The 15,110-nt window shown below is 68.1% G+C and carries 14 protein-coding genes and 3 tRNA genes; 2 read left to right on the top strand and 15 right to left on the bottom strand.

Annotated elements, in window-relative coordinates:
- Positions 1–50 precede the first annotated feature (50 nt).
- From rpoB to H4687_RS27420, 9 genes are all read right to left on the bottom strand, one after another.
- A complete protein-coding gene (gene rpoB / locus H4687_RS27460; protein ID WP_046913802.1) occupies positions 51–3,536 on the bottom strand; it encodes a DNA-directed RNA polymerase subunit beta in 3,486 nt (1,161 codons plus the stop codon).
- A gap of 646 nt (positions 3,537–4,182) precedes the next feature.
- Positions 4,183–4,566, bottom strand: coding sequence for a 50S ribosomal protein L7/L12 (gene rplL / locus H4687_RS27455; protein ID WP_086016332.1), 384 nt, complete (start codon positions 4,564–4,566; stop codon positions 4,183–4,185).
- 122 nt (positions 4,567–4,688) lie between these two features.
- On the bottom strand, positions 4,689–5,219 hold the full coding sequence (rplJ, locus tag H4687_RS27450; protein WP_046913801.1) for a 50S ribosomal protein L10: 531 nt from the start codon (positions 5,217–5,219) through the stop codon (positions 4,689–4,691).
- Positions 5,220–5,511: 292 nt separating this feature from the next.
- Positions 5,512–6,447, bottom strand: a complete 936-nt coding sequence (locus tag H4687_RS27445) for a hypothetical protein (protein ID WP_078907581.1) — start codon at positions 6,445–6,447, stop codon at positions 5,512–5,514.
- A 182-nt stretch (positions 6,448–6,629) separates the two neighbouring features.
- On the bottom strand, positions 6,630–7,355 hold the full coding sequence (gene rplA / locus H4687_RS27440; protein ID WP_005481289.1) for a 50S ribosomal protein L1: 726 nt from the start codon (positions 7,353–7,355) through the stop codon (positions 6,630–6,632).
- Positions 7,356–7,461: 106 nt separating this feature from the next.
- A complete protein-coding gene (gene rplK / locus H4687_RS27435) occupies positions 7,462–7,896 on the bottom strand; it encodes a 50S ribosomal protein L11 (protein ID WP_005481290.1) in 435 nt (144 codons plus the stop codon).
- A gap of 180 nt (positions 7,897–8,076) precedes the next feature.
- Entirely contained in the window at positions 8,077–8,952 is an 876-nt protein-coding gene (nusG, locus tag H4687_RS27430; protein WP_046913800.1) for a transcription termination/antitermination protein NusG, read from the bottom strand.
- Between the two features lie 76 nt (positions 8,953–9,028).
- Positions 9,029–9,316, bottom strand: coding sequence for a preprotein translocase subunit SecE (secE, locus tag H4687_RS27425; RefSeq protein WP_005481294.1), 288 nt, complete (start codon positions 9,314–9,316; stop codon positions 9,029–9,031).
- Between the two features lie 114 nt (positions 9,317–9,430).
- Positions 9,431–9,503, bottom strand: a tRNA-Trp gene (locus tag H4687_RS27420).
- Positions 9,504–9,754: 251 nt separating this feature from the next.
- Here H4687_RS27420 and H4687_RS27415 point away from each other — a divergent pair.
- On the top strand, positions 9,755–10,981 hold the full coding sequence (locus H4687_RS27415) for a pyridoxal phosphate-dependent aminotransferase (RefSeq protein ID WP_020113846.1): 1,227 nt from the start codon (positions 9,755–9,757) through the stop codon (positions 10,979–10,981).
- 125 nt (positions 10,982–11,106) lie between these two features.
- Positions 11,107–12,147, top strand: a complete 1,041-nt coding sequence (locus tag H4687_RS27410; RefSeq protein WP_046913799.1) for an adenosine deaminase — start codon at positions 11,107–11,109, stop codon at positions 12,145–12,147.
- Between the two features lie 9 nt (positions 12,148–12,156).
- Here H4687_RS27410 and H4687_RS27405 read toward each other — a convergent pair whose 3' ends face one another.
- The 6 genes from H4687_RS27405 to H4687_RS27380 all read right to left on the bottom strand — a co-directional run bounded on the left by H4687_RS27405 (position 12,157) and on the right by H4687_RS27380 (position 14,761).
- Positions 12,157–13,212, bottom strand: coding sequence for a UDP-N-acetylmuramate dehydrogenase (locus H4687_RS27405; protein WP_046913798.1), 1,056 nt, complete (start codon positions 13,210–13,212; stop codon positions 12,157–12,159).
- A gap of 75 nt (positions 13,213–13,287) precedes the next feature.
- Complete coding sequence (locus H4687_RS27400) at positions 13,288–13,716, bottom strand: MaoC family dehydratase (RefSeq protein ID WP_005481300.1); 429 nt, start codon at positions 13,714–13,716, stop codon at positions 13,288–13,290.
- 7 nt (positions 13,717–13,723) lie between these two features.
- The gene (locus tag H4687_RS27395) at positions 13,724–14,176 is read right to left on the bottom strand and encodes a MaoC family dehydratase N-terminal domain-containing protein (RefSeq protein WP_005481302.1); all 453 of its coding nucleotides are present in this window, start codon (positions 14,174–14,176) and stop codon (positions 13,724–13,726) included.
- A 137-nt stretch (positions 14,177–14,313) separates the two neighbouring features.
- Complete coding sequence (gene rpmG, locus H4687_RS27390; protein WP_003948671.1) at positions 14,314–14,478, bottom strand: 50S ribosomal protein L33; 165 nt, start codon at positions 14,476–14,478, stop codon at positions 14,314–14,316.
- Positions 14,479–14,569: 91 nt separating this feature from the next.
- A tRNA-Met gene (locus H4687_RS27385) sits at positions 14,570–14,642 on the bottom strand.
- Positions 14,643–14,688: 46 nt separating this feature from the next.
- A tRNA-Thr gene (locus H4687_RS27380) sits at positions 14,689–14,761 on the bottom strand.
- Between the last annotated feature and the right edge of the window lie 349 nt (positions 14,762–15,110).

The following is a 15,110-nucleotide window of genomic DNA, read 5'->3' as shown; positions in this document are numbered from 1 at the left end:
CGGGGGTCCTGGGGCCGGAGGCCTTCATCGCGAAGGCCTCCGAACTCCCGTCAGACCTCTTCGACGCTGCTCGGCTCACGCCGGGACAGGTCGATGCCAAGCTCCTCCGCAGCGCGGAAGACGTCCTCGTCGGTGTCGCGCATCTCGATGGACATGCCGTCCGAGGACAGCACCTCCACGTTGAGGCACAGGGACTGCATCTCCTTGATGAGAACCTTGAAGGACTCGGGGATGCCGGGCTCGGGGATGTTCTCGCCCTTGACGATGGCCTCGTAGACCTTCACGCGGCCGGTCACGTCGTCGGACTTGATGGTCAGCAGCTCCTGGAGGGCGTACGCGGCGCCATAAGCCTCCAGCGCCCACACCTCCATCTCACCGAAGCGCTGGCCACCGAACTGGGCCTTACCACCCAGCGGCTGCTGGGTGATCATCGAGTACGGACCGGTCGACCGGGCGTGCAGCTTGTCGTCGACCAGGTGGTGGAGCTTGAGGATGTACATGTACCCGATGGAGATCGGGTCCGGGAACGGCTCACCGGAGCGGCCGTCGAACATCCTCGCCTTGCCGGTCGGCTGCACCATGCGCTCGCCGTCGCGGTTCGGGATGGTGTGCTGGAGCAGGCCGGCCAGCTCGTCCTCGCGGGCACCGTCGAAGACCGGGGTCGCGACGTTGGTGCCGGGGGCGACGGAGTCGGCGCCGATGACCTGCAGACGCTTCGCCCAGTCGTCACCGAGACCGGAGACGTCCCAGCCGCGGCTGGCGAGCCAGCCGAGGTGGATCTCCAGCACCTGTCCCGGGTTCATTCGGGACGGGACGCCGAGCGGGTTGAGGATGATGTCGACCGGGGTGCCGTCCTCCAGGAACGGCATGTCCTCGATCGGCAGGATCTTGGAGATGACGCCCTTGTTGCCGTGACGGCCGGCGAGCTTGTCACCGTCGGTGATCTTGCGCTTCTGCGCCACGTACACGCGCACCAGCTGGTTGACACCGGGGGGAAGCTCGTCGCCCTCCTCGCGGTCGAAGACGCGGACGCCGATGACCTTGCCGATCTCGCCGTGCGGCACCTTCAGCGAGGTGTCACGGACCTCGCGCGCCTTCTCACCGAAGATCGCGCGGAGCAGCCGCTCCTCGGGGGTCAGCTCGGTCTCGCCCTTGGGCGTGACCTTGCCGACGAGGATGTCACCGGCGACGACCTCGGCGCCGATGCGGATGATGCCGCGCTCGTCGAGGTCGGCGAGGACCTCCTCGGAGACGTTCGGGATGTCCCGGGTGATCTCCTCGGGGCCGAGCTTGGTGTCACGGGCGTCGACCTCGTGCTCCTCGATGTGGATCGAGGAGAGGACGTCGTCCTGCACGAGGCGCTGCGACAGGATGATCGCGTCCTCGTAGTTGTGACCCTCCCACGGCATGAACGCCACGAGCAGGTTCTTGCCCAGCGCCATCTCGCCGTTCTCGGTGGCCGGACCGTCGGCCAGGACCTGGCCCTCGATGATCCGGTCGCCCTCGTTGACGATGACCTTCTGGTTGACCGAGGTGCCCTGGTTGGAGCGGGCGAACTTGGCCAGGCGGTACGTGATGTACGTGCCGTCGTCGTTGGTGGTGGTGATGTAGTCCGCGGAGACCTCCTGGACCACACCCGCCTTCTCGGCCTTGACCACGTCGCCGGCGTCGACGGCGGAGCGGTACTCCATGCCGGTGCCGACGAGCGGGGCCTCGCTCTTGATGAGCGGCACGGCCTGACGCATCATGTTCGCGCCCATGAGGGCACGGTTGGCGTCGTCGTGCTCCAGGAAGGGGATCATGGCGGTCGCGACCGACACCATCTGGCGCGGCGAGACGTCCATGTAGTCGACGTCGTCACCGGGGACGTAGTCGACCTCGCCGCCACGACGGCGGACCAGGACGCGGTTCTCGGTGAAGCGCATGTCGTCGTCGAGCGTGGCGTTGGCCTGCGCGATGACGAAGCGGTCCTCCTCGTCGGCCGTCAGGTAGTCGACCTCGTCGGTGACGACACCGTCGGTGACCCGGCGGTACGGCGTCTCCACGAAACCGAACGCGTTGACGCGGCCGTAGGAGGCGAGCGAGCCGATCAGACCGATGTTCGGGCCTTCGGGCGTCTCGATCGGGCACATGCGGCCGTAGTGCGAGGGGTGCACGTCACGGACCTCGAAGCCGGCCCGCTCACGGGACAGACCACCGGGACCCAGCGCCGAGAGACGACGCTTGTGCGTCAGACCCGACAGCGGGTTGTTCTGGTCCATGAACTGCGACAGCTGGCTGGTGCCGAAGAACTCCTTGATGGAGGCGACGACCGGCCGGATGTTGATCAGGGTCTGGGGCGTGATCGCCTCGACGTCCTGGGTCGTCATGCGCTCGCGGACGACACGCTCCATACGCGCCAGACCCGTACGGACCTGGTTCTGGATGAGTTCGCCGACGCTGCGCAGACGACGGTTGCCGAAGTGGTCGATGTCGTCGGTCTCGACGACGATCGTCTGGCCGTTGTCGGCGGCCGTCTCGGTCTCGCCCGCGTGCAGCTTCACCAGGTACTTGATCGTCGAGATGACGTCCTCGACGGTCAGGACGCCCGCGTCGAGCGGAGCCTCCGCACCCAGCTTCTTGTTGACCTTGTAGCGGCCGACCTTCGCGAGGTCGTAGCGCTTGGGGTTGAAGTACAGGTTCTCAAGAAGCGTCTGCGCGGCCTCACGCGTGGGGGGCTCGCCCGGACGCAGCTTGCGGTAGATGTCGAGCAGCGCGTCGTCCTGCCCCTGGGTGTGGTCCTTCTCCAGGGTGGCGCGCATGGACTCGTACTCGCCGAACTCCTCCAGGATCTGCTCGGTGGTCCAGCCGAGTGCCTTGAGGAGGACGGTCACGGACTGCTTGCGCTTGCGGTCGATGCGCACACCGACCATGTCGCGCTTGTCGATCTCCATCTCCAGCCAGGCACCCCGGGACGGGATGATCTTGGCGGAGAAGATGTCCTTGTCGGACGTCTTGTCGATGGAGGAGTCGAAGTAGACACCCGGCGAACGGACCAGCTGCGACACCACGACACGCTCGGTGCCGTTGATGACGAAGGTGCCCTTGTGGGTCATGAGCGGGAAGTCGCCCATGAAGACCGTCTGGGACTTGATCTCGCCGGTCTCGTTGTTGGTGAACTCGGCGGTGACGAACAGCGGGGCCGCGTACGTGAAGTCGCGGTCCTTGCACTCGTCGATGCTGTTCTTCGGCGGCTCGAAACGGTGGTCGCGGAACGTCAGCGACATCGACCCGGAGAAGTCCTCGATCGGGGAGATCTCCTCGAAGATCTCCTCCAGACCGGACTTGGTGGGGACGTCCTGTCCGTTCTCCAGAGCCTCCTCGACCCGACTCTGCCAGGCGGTGTTGCCGAGCAGCCAGTCAAAGCTCTCGGTCTGCAGCGCGAGCAGGTTGGGAACCTCGAGAGGCTCCTTGATCTTTGCAAAAGAGATGCGCAGCGGGGCAGTGCTGGCGGCGGGGTTCGTATTCGAGGTCGAGGCGTTGCGCGAGGCGGCCAAGAGGGGGTCCTTCCGAGGGCTCGGACTCACTACGCGCGTACCGGCCCCTCTTATGCGCAAAGAGAGCAGGCTGTTCCTGATCTGACGGAAAGGCCAGGTCGGGAATGATCTGTTCGTCGATGCTCAAGCGAGGGCATGCCCCTGGTGACGGGCAGGGGACAGCTAACAGGCAGCGCAAAGGGTCAGTGTAGCCAGTTGGCACACTGATGTCCAGTGCGGGTTTTTTGAGACCCTCGTTGTTCTTGACACCTACGCAAGCCCACGCCCTCAACGCACGTTGATACTGCCCTCTTCGCCGTCGATCCATGCCTCGGAGTTCGGATCGGTGTGACGACGCGTCCTGAGAATTGCGCGCTGCGTGCAGTTCGTCAAGGCCCCTCATGCCCGATCCGGGTGCCGCGATCGTCACTCGCGGCTCGTCGCCCAGGGCGGCGGAGGCACGACGAAGATCACCATACTCGTCGCCACCGACAGTGCAAGGCAGCCGTCCGCCGACGTCCCGGAACGCCGAAAGGCGACCACCCAGTTGGGTGATCGCCCTTCGGTACGTTCGCGTTACAGCCTCGAACAAGTTTTTGACACTCGTCTCGAAACCGTCCCGCACGGATCCTCGCGGATCCAGGAGAGCTGGCGGACCAGCGAGGCCTTACTTGACCTCGACGGAGGCGCCGGCGGCCTTGAGGGACTCGGCAGCCTTCTCGGCGGCCTCCTTGGCGACCTTCTCGAGAACGGGCTTCGGAGCGCCGTCCACGAGGTCCTTGGCCTCCTTCAGGCCCAGCGAGGTCAGCTCACGCACGACCTTGATGACCTGGATCTTCTTCTCGCCGGCGCCGGTGAGGACGACGTCGAACTCGTCCTGCTCCTCGACAGCCTCGGCGGCGGCGGCCGGACCGGCCGGGCCGGCGACGGCGACGGCCGCGGCGGCGGTGACGTCGAACTTCTCCTCGAACGCCTTCACGAACTCGGAGAGCTGGATGAGGGTCATGCCCTCGAACTCGGCGAGCAGTTCGTCCTGGGTGAGAGCCACGATGGCTTTCCTTCCACTAATTCGGCTGGTGCCGGGATGTACATGTCTGGCGGGCGTACGACGGCCCGCTACGACCGCTTTCCGGAGGCGGACTGCCTCAGGCGGCGGTCATTTCGCGAGCCGAGTTACTCGGCACCGCCCTGCTCTTCGTGCTTGGCACGGAGCGCGTCCACGGTGCGGACGAGCTTCGAGGGAAGCGCCTGGAAGAGCTGCGCAGCCTGAGACTGCTTGCCCTTGAAGGCACCTGCCAGCTTGGAGAGCAGAACCTCGCGGGACTCGAGGTCCGCGAGCTTCTTGATCTCGTCGGCGGACAGCGCCTTGCCGTCAAGGACACCGCCCTTGATGACGAGGTTCGGGTTGTCCTTGGCGAAGTCACGAAGACCCTTCGCCGACGTCACCGGGTCACCGGTGATGAAGGCGACCGCCGTCGGACCGTTGAACAGGTCGTCGAGCGTCGAGATCCCGGCCTCGTTGGCCGCAATCTTGGTCAGCGTGTTCTTCACCACGGCGTACTGGGCGTCCTCACCGAGTGAACGACGCAGCGTCTTGAGCTGCGCCACGGTGAGACCCCGGTACTCGGTCAGCACGGCGGCGTTCGAGCTACGGAACTGCTCCGTGAGCTCGGCCACCGCGGCAGCCTTGTCGGGCCTTGCCATAGAGCGTCGGCCTCCTTCCGGGTGATGAGGACCGCTCAGAAGGGGCTGGAGAAAACGAAACGCCCCGGCGCAGGCGCTCGGGGCGTGACTCGACCGGACGAATCCCGTACGAGACGGAACCGGACCAGGAGCAACTTCCACAGTCACCTGCGCGGGTCGTCCGCGTATCAGCGGATCCTTCGGCCACCGCGCCCTCTTGTGAGCACACGGCAACGACCAGCGGTCTTTGGCTTCCTCGGAAGAGTACGGGACGGCGTCCCTGTCGAGCAAATCCGCTCACGGAGGCCGCCGCTCAGCCCTCTCCGGCCCCGTCCACCCGCTCGGCGAGGTCGACCGTGTCCTCGGCCGCCGGGGTCTCGACGGTCACCGGCCGGTCGACGTCCAGGAGGGTGACGGTCAGGTCGAGCGGGCCTCCGTCGACCATGCGCCCCTCCTGCAGGGCGTAGGTCTCGCCCCTGAGCCGGTACCGCTTGGCCCGGCCGTCGTCGTCGACCCACAGGTCCACGGTGAGCGTCTTCTCGATGCCCAGCATCATGAACTGGTCCAGACTCGTCGTCCGCATCTCCCGGGTCGCCTTGTCCCGGGCGGCCGTCTGGGCGGCCCGCAGGCTCTTCGTGGTGACCGTGCCCCGGTAGTGCGTGGCCTCGCCGCCGTCGACCGTCTCGGCACCGACCTCGCTGACCTTCTTCGCGCCGGTGAGGAGCGTGGACTGCGCGAGCGGGCTCGCCTCCAACGGACCGGGCAGGACGCGGTACGTGTTGTTGTCCGCCGCGCCGCGTCCCCACACGGCCGGCCCGGCGCTGATCCATTTCTTGTCCGCCGGGGCGCCGATGGCGGACGCGTCCCCCTCGGCGTAGATCACCCCGTCGGCGAACCGCACCGCCAAGGCCTTGTCCTCGCTCGGGCCCCACCCGGTCAGTTCCATGCGCATCGCGGTCGGCCGCGCGGTCATGGCCGCCTCGACCCGTATCTTCCCGTGCTCCGGCAGGGTCCCCGACACCCGGTAGCGCAGCGACGCGATGTCCGTCGTCCGCTCCGCGGCACGGGCCACGGCATCGGCGGGCGTCGCGGGCTTCGCCTCGGCCTCCGCGGGCGTCTTCGGCTTCGCCTCGGCCTGCGCCCCCGCCCCCGTGCCGCAGGCCGTGGTGGCACCGCCCAGCAACGCGGCCACGACGGCGATGCCGACGCCCCTACGACGACGTACGGAGCCGTGTCCGTCCAACCTCATCCGTCCCCCTGGAACCTCACGCCCCACCTCTATGGGGCGACAGGGACACTAGCGCCGACGGACGGCGGCTGTCGTGCGCCTTTCCGCTCCCGCGCAGAAGACACGAGCCCCGCAGCCTCGAAAGGCTGCGGGGCTCGTCCTCGGGCGTGCGACCGCGACGCGGCTGCCGGTGAGCGTCAGGCTCAGACGGCGGCCGGGTCCTCCTCGACGAGGAGGTTGCGGGTGCGGTTCGAGTCGATCGGGATGCCGGGGCCGATCGTGGTGCTGAGCGCGGCCTTCTTGATGTAGCGCCCCTTGGCGGCCGACGGCTTCAGACGGAGGATCTCCTCCAGCGCCGCGGCGTAGTTCTCCACCAGCTTGGTGTCGTCGAACGACGTCTTGCCGATGATGAAGTGCAGGTTCGAGTGCTTGTCGACGCGGAACTCGATCTTGCCGCCCTTGATGTCGTTGACGGCCTTCACGACGTCGGGGGTCACGGTGCCGGTCTTGGGGTTCGGCATGAGACCACGGGGACCGAGCACGCGGCCGAGGCGGCCGACCTTGCCCATGAGGTCCGGGGTGGCGACGACGGCGTCGAAGTCCAGACGGCCCTTCGCCACCTCGTCGATCAGTTCGTCGGAGCCGACGATGTCGGCGCCGGCGGCGGTCGCGGCCTCGGCACGGTCACCGGTCGCGAAGACCAGGACCCGGGCGGTCTTACCGGTGCCGTGCGGGAGGTTCACGGTGCCACGGACCATCTGGTCGGCCTTGCGCGGGTCGACACCCAGACGGAAGGCGACCTCGACGGTGCCGTCGAACTTGGACGTGGAGGTCTCCTTGGCGAGACGGACGGCCTCGAGCGGGGCGTAGAGCTTGTCCCGGTCGACCTTGGCGTCCGCAGCGCGGAGAGCCTTGCTGCGCTTGCTCACAACTGCTCCTGTGTGTGCTTGGTAAGGAGTCGTGGTACGGGCCGAGCAGGCCCTGCCACGCGCGGCTGCCGTGTACGGCCGCCGCGTGATGCTACGAAGGTGGGACTCAGCCCTCGACCGTGATGCCCATGGAACGGGCGGTGCCGGCGATGATCTTCGACGCGGCGTCCAGGTCGTTGGCGTTCAGGTCGGGGAGCTTGGTCGTGGCGATCTCACGGACCTGCGCCTCGGTGATCTTGGCGACCTTGGTCTTGTGCGGCTCGCCGGAGCCCTTCTCGACACCCGCGGCCTTGAGGATCATCTTCGCGGCCGGCGGCGTCTTGGTGACGAAGGTGAAGGAGCGGTCCTCGTAGACCGTGATCTCCACCGGGATCACCCAGCCACGCTGCGACTCGGTCGCGGCGTTGTAGGCCTTGCAGAACTCCATGATGTTGACGCCGTGCTGACCGAGCGCGGGGCCGACCGGCGGGGCGGGGTTCGCCGCACCGGCGTTGATCTGGAGCTTGATGAGCCCCGTGACCTTCTTCTTCTTGGGAGGCATTGCTCTCCGGGTCCTTTCGATTCGAGTGCGCCCCCATCCAGGTCGCGTCCCGGATGAAGGCATACCGCACAACGATAACGGGTATGGATGCGCGGCCAAAAACCGAGCAGGTCAGACAAGCTTTTGACAGCCCGTCTGACCTGGTCGGAAGCGGTGGTCCAGGAAGGAGCCGGTAACCGGCTAGTTCTTCTGGATCTGGTCGAACGACAGCTCGACCGGCGTCTCGCGGCCGAAGATCTCCACGAGACCCTTGACCTTCTTCGAGTCCGCGTTGATCTCGTTGATGGTCGCCTGCAGCGTGGCGAACGGGCCGTCCGTGACGGTGACCGAGTCGCCGACCTCGAAGTCCAGCACCTGGACCTCGACCTTGCGGGCGGGAGCCGGCTTGCCCTCGGCCTCGGCCGCCTCACGGGCGGCCTTCTCCTCGGCCTCCGGCGCGAGCATCTTGACGATCTCGTCCAGGGTCAGCGGGTACGGGTCGTAGGCGTTGCCCACGAAGCCGGTGACGCCGGGGGTGTTGCGGACGACGCCCCAGGACTCGTTCGTCAGGTCCATGCGGACGAGGACGTAGCCGGGGAGCTTGTTCTGGCGGATCGTCTTGCGCTCGCCGTTCTTGATCTGCGCGACCTCTTCCTGCGGCACCTCGGCCTGGAAGATGAAGTCCTCGACGTTCAGCGAGACGGCACGCTGTTCGAGGTTGGTCTTCACGCGGTTCTCGTAACCGGCGTACGTGTGGATGACGTACCACTCGCCGGGCAGGGCCCGCAGTTCCGCGCGCAGGGCCTCGACGGGGTCGACCGGCTCGGTCTCCTCCTCGACGGCCTCTTCGGCGTCGTCGTCCTCGGAGTCCTCGACGTCGGCTTCCTCGTCGTCGGAGTCGTCCTCGCCGTGCACGGCCTCTTCCTCGGCCGACTCCCCCGCCTCGGCCTCGGCAGCCTCGAACTCGTCGACACCGTCCTCGGAGTCTGCTCCCTCGACGATGTCGAGTTCGTCATCCACGGACTCGGCACCTTCACCGCGAGGCTCCATGGCGTCCTTCAGGTTCGGGTCAGACACGTGGCTGCTTCTTCCTGGATCATGGGGGTGGAACATGCGAAAGGGGCGCCAAGTCTCGGCGCCCTTCGCTTTCGGCTCAGCCGAAGACGTACTTGGCGGCCTTGTCGAGGCCGAAGTCAATCACGGTGACAAGACCGATCATGACGACGACGAAGACGATGACCACCGAGGTGTAGGTCGTCAGCTGGGAGCGGGTCGGCCAGACGACCTTACGCAGCTCCGCGACGATCTGCCGGTAGAAGAGCGCGAGGCGCTTCAGCGGGCCCTTCTTGGCCCGCTTGCCACCCTTGCGGGTCTTCTTCTTGTCCTCGGGCACCTCGTCCTGGGCATCAGGCGTGTCGATGGAGCCCACGGCGTCCGTCATTCATCCTCACCTGATTCCGGTCCGGGTCGTGGCCGTGCCGCGCCCGGTCTGAGCCGCACGGCGGAACATTACTGTACGTACATGCGCACACATCCTGGCGTGAGGAGTGTGTAGCAGGGCCGGAGGGACTTGAACCCCCAACCGCTGGTTTTGGAGACCAGTGCTCTACCAATTGAGCTACGACCCTTTGTGGTTCTCCCCCAACGTACCGCATCCGAGCGAGTGCACGGTGTGCACCTGACGGGCGCGGCCGGTGAAGGCCAACGAGGACAGAGCATACGTGGTCCGAGAGCTGTCGTCGAACAGAAAGCGTCCGTAGGGACGTTGTCCGTCGAAGATCGACCGTTTCCGGCCGCGGAGGCGGGCGGTTGTTCCGTCGCTGCTCAGTCTGTGAAACCCGCGTGCCCGGCGCGTTTCCGGTCTGGAACGATGGGGCCCATGAGCGCTGCAACCCCTCCCACCGAGCGCCGGGTCTCCGCGCGCATCGGCGCGATCTCCGAGTCCGCCACCCTCGCCGTGGACGCCAAGGCCAAGGCCCTCAAGGCCGCAGGGCGTCCGGTGATCGGCTTCGGCGCCGGCGAGCCCGACTTCCCGACTCCCGACTACATCGTCGAGGCGGCCGTCGAGGCCTGCAAGAACCCGAAGTACCACCGGTACACGCCGGCCGGCGGTCTGCCCGAGCTGAAGGCCGCGATCGCCGCGAAGACCCTGCGCGACTCCGGCTACGAGGTCGACCCGTCGCAGGTCCTCGTGACCAACGGCGGCAAGCAGGCCATCTACGAGGCCTTCGCCGCGATCCTCGACCCGGGCGACGAGGTCATCGTCCCGGCGCCGTACTGGACGACGTACCCGGAGTCGATCCGTCTGGCCGGCGGTGTCCCGGTCGAGGTCGTCGCCGACGAGACCACGGGCTACCGGGTCTCCGTCGAGCAGCTGGAGGCGGCCCGCACGGAGAACACGAAGGTGCTCCTCTTCGTCTCCCCCTCCAACCCGACCGGCGCGGTCTACACGCGCGCGCAGATCGAGGAGATCGGCCGCTGGGCCGCCGAGAAGGGCCTGTGGGTCCTGACCGACGAGATCTACGAGCACCTGGTCTACGGCGACGCGGAGTTCCACTCCCTGCCGGTGGTCGTGCCCGAGCTGGCCGACAGGACCATCGTGGTCAACGGTGTCGCGAAGACGTACGCGATGACGGGCTGGCGCGTGGGCTGGGTCATCGGCCCGAAGGACGTCGTGAAGGCCGCGACCAACCTCCAGTCGCACGCGACCTCGAACGTCTCCAACGTGGCCCAGGTCGCCGCGCTCGCCGCCGTGTCGGGCGACCTGTCCGCCGTCGACGAGATGAAGGAGGCCTTCGACCGGCGCCGCAGGACGATCGTGCGGATGCTCAACGAGATCGACGGCGTCCTGTGCCCGGAGCCCGAGGGCGCGTTCTACGCCTACCCCTCGGTGAAGGCTCTGGTCGGCAAGGAGATCCGGGGCAAGCGCCCGCAGGACACGGTCGAGCTGGCCGCGCTGATCCTGGAGGAGGCCGAGGTGGCGGTCGTCCCCGGCGAGGCCTTCGGCACCCCCGGCTATCTGCGTCTGTCGTACGCCCTCGGTGACGAGGATCTCGTCGAGGGCGTCTCGCGCCTCCAGAAGCTGCTGGCGGAGGCCCGGGACTGACGTCGGTCTCAGGGCCCCCCACATACGGACGTTCGTGTGTGGGGGGCCCTTGTCGTTTGTGCGAGCAAGACCACGTTCGAGGATTCCGCTACCGGGACGGCACGGGCGTGCGGCAGGATCGGGCGATGGAGCGTGCACGTGATCTCTCTGAACTGCCCAAGGCCCATCTGCATCTGCACTTCACCGGGTCGATGCGGCCCATGACCGTGCTGGAGCTGGCCGACAAGTACGGGGTGCGGCTGCCCGAGGCGCTCGCCGAGGCGCTGACCAGCGGGGAGCCGCCGAAGCTGCGTGCGACGGACGAGCGGGGGTGGTTCCGGTTCCAGCGGCTGTACGACGCGGCGCGCTCGTGCGTCAGGGGGCCCGAGGACATCCAGCGGCTGGTGCGGGAGGCCGCGGAGGAGGACGTGCGGGACGGCTCGGGCTGGCTGGAGATCCAGGTGGACCCCACGTCGTACGCGCCCCGGCTGGGCGGACTGATCCCGGCGCTGGAGGTCATCCTCGACGCCGTGGACACGACCGTGCGGGACACCGGGCTCGGGATGCGGGTGGTGGTGGCCGCGAACCGGATGAAGCACCCGCTGGACGCGCGCACGCTGGCCCGGCTGGCGGTGCGGTACGCCGACCGGGGCGTGGTGGGCTTCGGGCTCTCCAACGACGAACGCCGGGGCATGGCGCGGGACTTCGACCGGGCCTTCGCGATCGCCCGCGAGGGGGGCCTGCTGTCGGCGCCGCACGGCGGCGAGCTGACAGGCCCCTCGTCGGTGCATGACTGCCTGGACGATCTGCACGCCTCGCGCATCGGGCACGGGGTACGCGCGGCGGAGGACCCGCGGCTGCTGAAGCGCCTCGCGGACCGGGGCGTGACGTGCGAGGTCTGCCCCGCCTCGAACGTGGCGCTCGGCGTCTACGAGAAGCCCCAGGACGTCCCCCTGCGCACTCTGTTCGAGGCGGGTGTGCCGATGGCGCTCGGCGCCGACGACCCGCTGCTGTTCGGCTCCCGCCTCGCGGCCCAGTACGAGATCGCCCGGCACCATCACGGCTTCACCGACGCGGAACTGGCGGAGCTGGCCCGGCAGTCGATCCGGGCGTCGGCGGCGCCGGAGGACGAGCGGGCGAAGCTGCTGTCCGGTGTGGACGACTGGCTCGCCCGCCCGGCCGGATAGCGGCTCCGGTCAGAGGCTGACGCCGACCGTCACCGGCTCGTTGACCAGGGTGATGCCGAAGGCGTCCCGGACTCCGGTCACGACCTCGCGGGCCAGCGCGAGCAGGTCCTCGGTGGTGGCCGCGCCCCGGTTGGTGAGGGCGAGGGTGTGCTTGGTGGAGATCCGGGCGGGGCCGGTGCCGTACCCCTTGGTGAAGCCCGCCTTGTCGATCAGCCAGGCGGCGGAGGTCTTGGTGTGCCCGTCGCCGGCGGCGTACGCGGGCGGGGTGACGTCCTGCCCGAGCCGCTCCCGCACGCGCGCGTGGAACGCGGCGAACTCCTCGTCGGTGAGGATCGGGTTGGTGAAGAACGACCCGGCGGACCAGGTGTCGTGGTCCTCGGGGTCGAGGACCATGCCCTTCCCGGCCCGCAGCTTCAGCACGGTCTCGCGGGCCCGCGCCAGCGGCACCCGGTCGCCGGGCTCGACACCGAGCGAGCGGGCCGTCTCCGCGTACTTGACCGGCCCCGACAGACCGCCCGCGTCCTCCAGTTCGAACCGGACGCGCAGGACGACGTACCGCTCGGGCTCGTCCTTGAAGCGGCTGTGGCGGTACGAGAAGGCGCACTCGGCGGCCGGGACGGTGACCGTCTCGCGGGTGCGGCGGTCGTAGGCGACGACCTCGGTGATGGTGGAGGCGACCTCCTGGCCGTACGCCCCGACGTTCTGGATCGGTGTGGCGCCGGCGGAGCCGGGGATGCCGGCCAGGCACTCGATACCGGCCAGCCCGGCCTCGACGGTGCGGGCGACCGCGTCGGTCCACACCTCACCGGCGGCCAGTTCCAGCCGCGTCGCGTCGAGCATGTAGCCCTTCGTGGCGATGACCAGCGCGGTCCCGGGGAAGCCCTGGTCCCCGACGACCAGGTTGGAGCCGCCCCCGATGAGCAGCAGCGGCGTACCGGTGTCGTCGGCCTCGCGGACCGCGGCGATCACCTCGTCGTCGGTGGTCGCGGTGATCAGCCGTCGCGCGGGCCCGCCCAGCCGGAAGGTGGTCAGCGGGGCGAGGGGGGCGTCGTGGAGTTCCTGCACGGGCTCAAGAGTACGAGACCCCCGCACCCGGGAGGGGCGGGGGACCGTGCCGGTGCGGCTCGGCCGCGCGGGCCGTCAGGCCAGTCGTACGACCGCTCGGGACATGCCGAGGACCTTCTGGCCGGCGCTCATGGCCGTGAGGTCGACGCGGACCGTGTTGTCGTCGAGCTTGGCGCCGATCTTGGCGCTGACCTCGATGGTGGCGCCCTCGTCGTCGTCGGGGACAACGACGGGCTTGGTGAAGCGGACGCCGTACTCGACGACCGCGCCCGGGTCGCCGGTCCAGTCGGTGACGACGCGGATCGCCTCGGCCATGGTGAACATGCCGTGCGCGATGACGTCCGGGAGGCCCACCTCCTTGGCGAACCGTTCGTTCCAGTGGATCGGGTTGAAGTCGCCGGAGGCGCCCGCGTACTGGACGAGGGTGGCTCGGGTCACACCGAAGGTCTGCGCGGGCAGTTCGGTGCCGACCTCGACGTCGTCGTAGGAGATCTTCGCGGTCATCGGGTCCTCACGCCTCCTCGGCCGCGCGGGCCACGAGCTTGGTCCAGGCGGTCACGACGTGTTCGCCGGACTCGTCGTGGACCTCGCCGCGGATGTCCAGGATGTCGTTGCCCGCCAGGGACTTGATCGCCTCGATGGTCGAGGTGACCGTGAGCCGGTCACCGGCGCGCACCGGGCGCCGGTGGGCGAACTTCTGGTCGCCGTGCACCACCCGGCTGTAGTCGAGGCCCAGCTGGGGGTCCTGGACGACCTGTCCGGCCGCCTTGAAGGTGATCGAGAACACGAAGGTCGGCGGGGCGATCACATCGGCGTACCCGAGCGCCTTGGCGGCCTCCGGGTCGGTGTAGACGGGGTTGGTGTCCCCCACGGCCTCCGCGAACTCGCGGATCTTCTCCCGGCCGACCTCGTAGGGGTCGGTGGGCGGGTAGGAACGCCCCACGAAGGACTGGTCGAGCGCCATCGGCTCGGCACCTCCTGGTTGCTCGGCGGATAGGGCGGTACGGCGGTACGGATACGGCGGTACTGACCGGTACGGGTGGTGCAACGACGCGAGGCCGCCCCCGATCTCTCGGGGACGGCCTCGTGTACGAGCCTGATTTATCGCGTTTCGCGGTGCGCGGTGTGCGCGTTGCAACGCGGGCAGTGCTTCTTCATCTCCAGTCGGTCCGGGTTGTTACGCCGGTTCTTCTTGGTGATGTAGTTCCGCTCCTTGCACTCCACGCAGGCCAGCGTGATCTTCGGGCGGACGTCGGTGGCAGCCACGTGAGTGCTCCTTGACGAACGGATGGGACAGGGTTGAACGCATAAAAGAGTAGCCGATCGAAGGACCGACCCCGCAATCGGCTACCGTCAGTAGCGGTGACCGGACTTGAACCGGTGACACAGCGATTATGAGCCGCTTGCTCTACCGACTGAGCTACACCGCTGTGATGCGATCGGTTCCCGCCTCGCGGCGGGAACCTTTCACATCAGAGCCCCAATACGGAATCGAACCGTAGACCTTCTCCTTACCATGGAGACGCTCTACCGACTGAGCTATTGGGGCGAGCGATGAAGACATTACACGCCCCACCGCCGATCGCCCAAATCCGTTTCCGCGCCCGCATCCATGGGCGGTCCACCGGTCGCGCGGGGATCTTCCGAAAGCCGTCCGGCGCTCGCCCCGAGCCCGCGTCCATGCCGTTTCCCCAGGCCACGTGAGCCCCGTACGCCCCTTCGCCACCGGCCTTCCCCGGCGTCCCTCCGGCAGTCGCACCACACCGGTACGACTATTGCGCTCCTCCGCGACGGGGCGGGGCGGCCCGCCTAGGCTCGTCTCACTCTGCGTGATCTTGTGTCCCCTGCTGTTCCTCCCCATGTGCGTCACCGCGCAGCCGTCGTCGAGCCACCGGGAG

This window comes from Streptomyces stelliscabiei (assembly GCF_014873495.1).
Classification (GTDB): Bacteria; Actinomycetota; Actinomycetes; order Streptomycetales; family Streptomycetaceae; genus Streptomyces; species Streptomyces bottropensis.
This window is presented reverse-complemented; position numbering and strand designations above follow the sequence as displayed.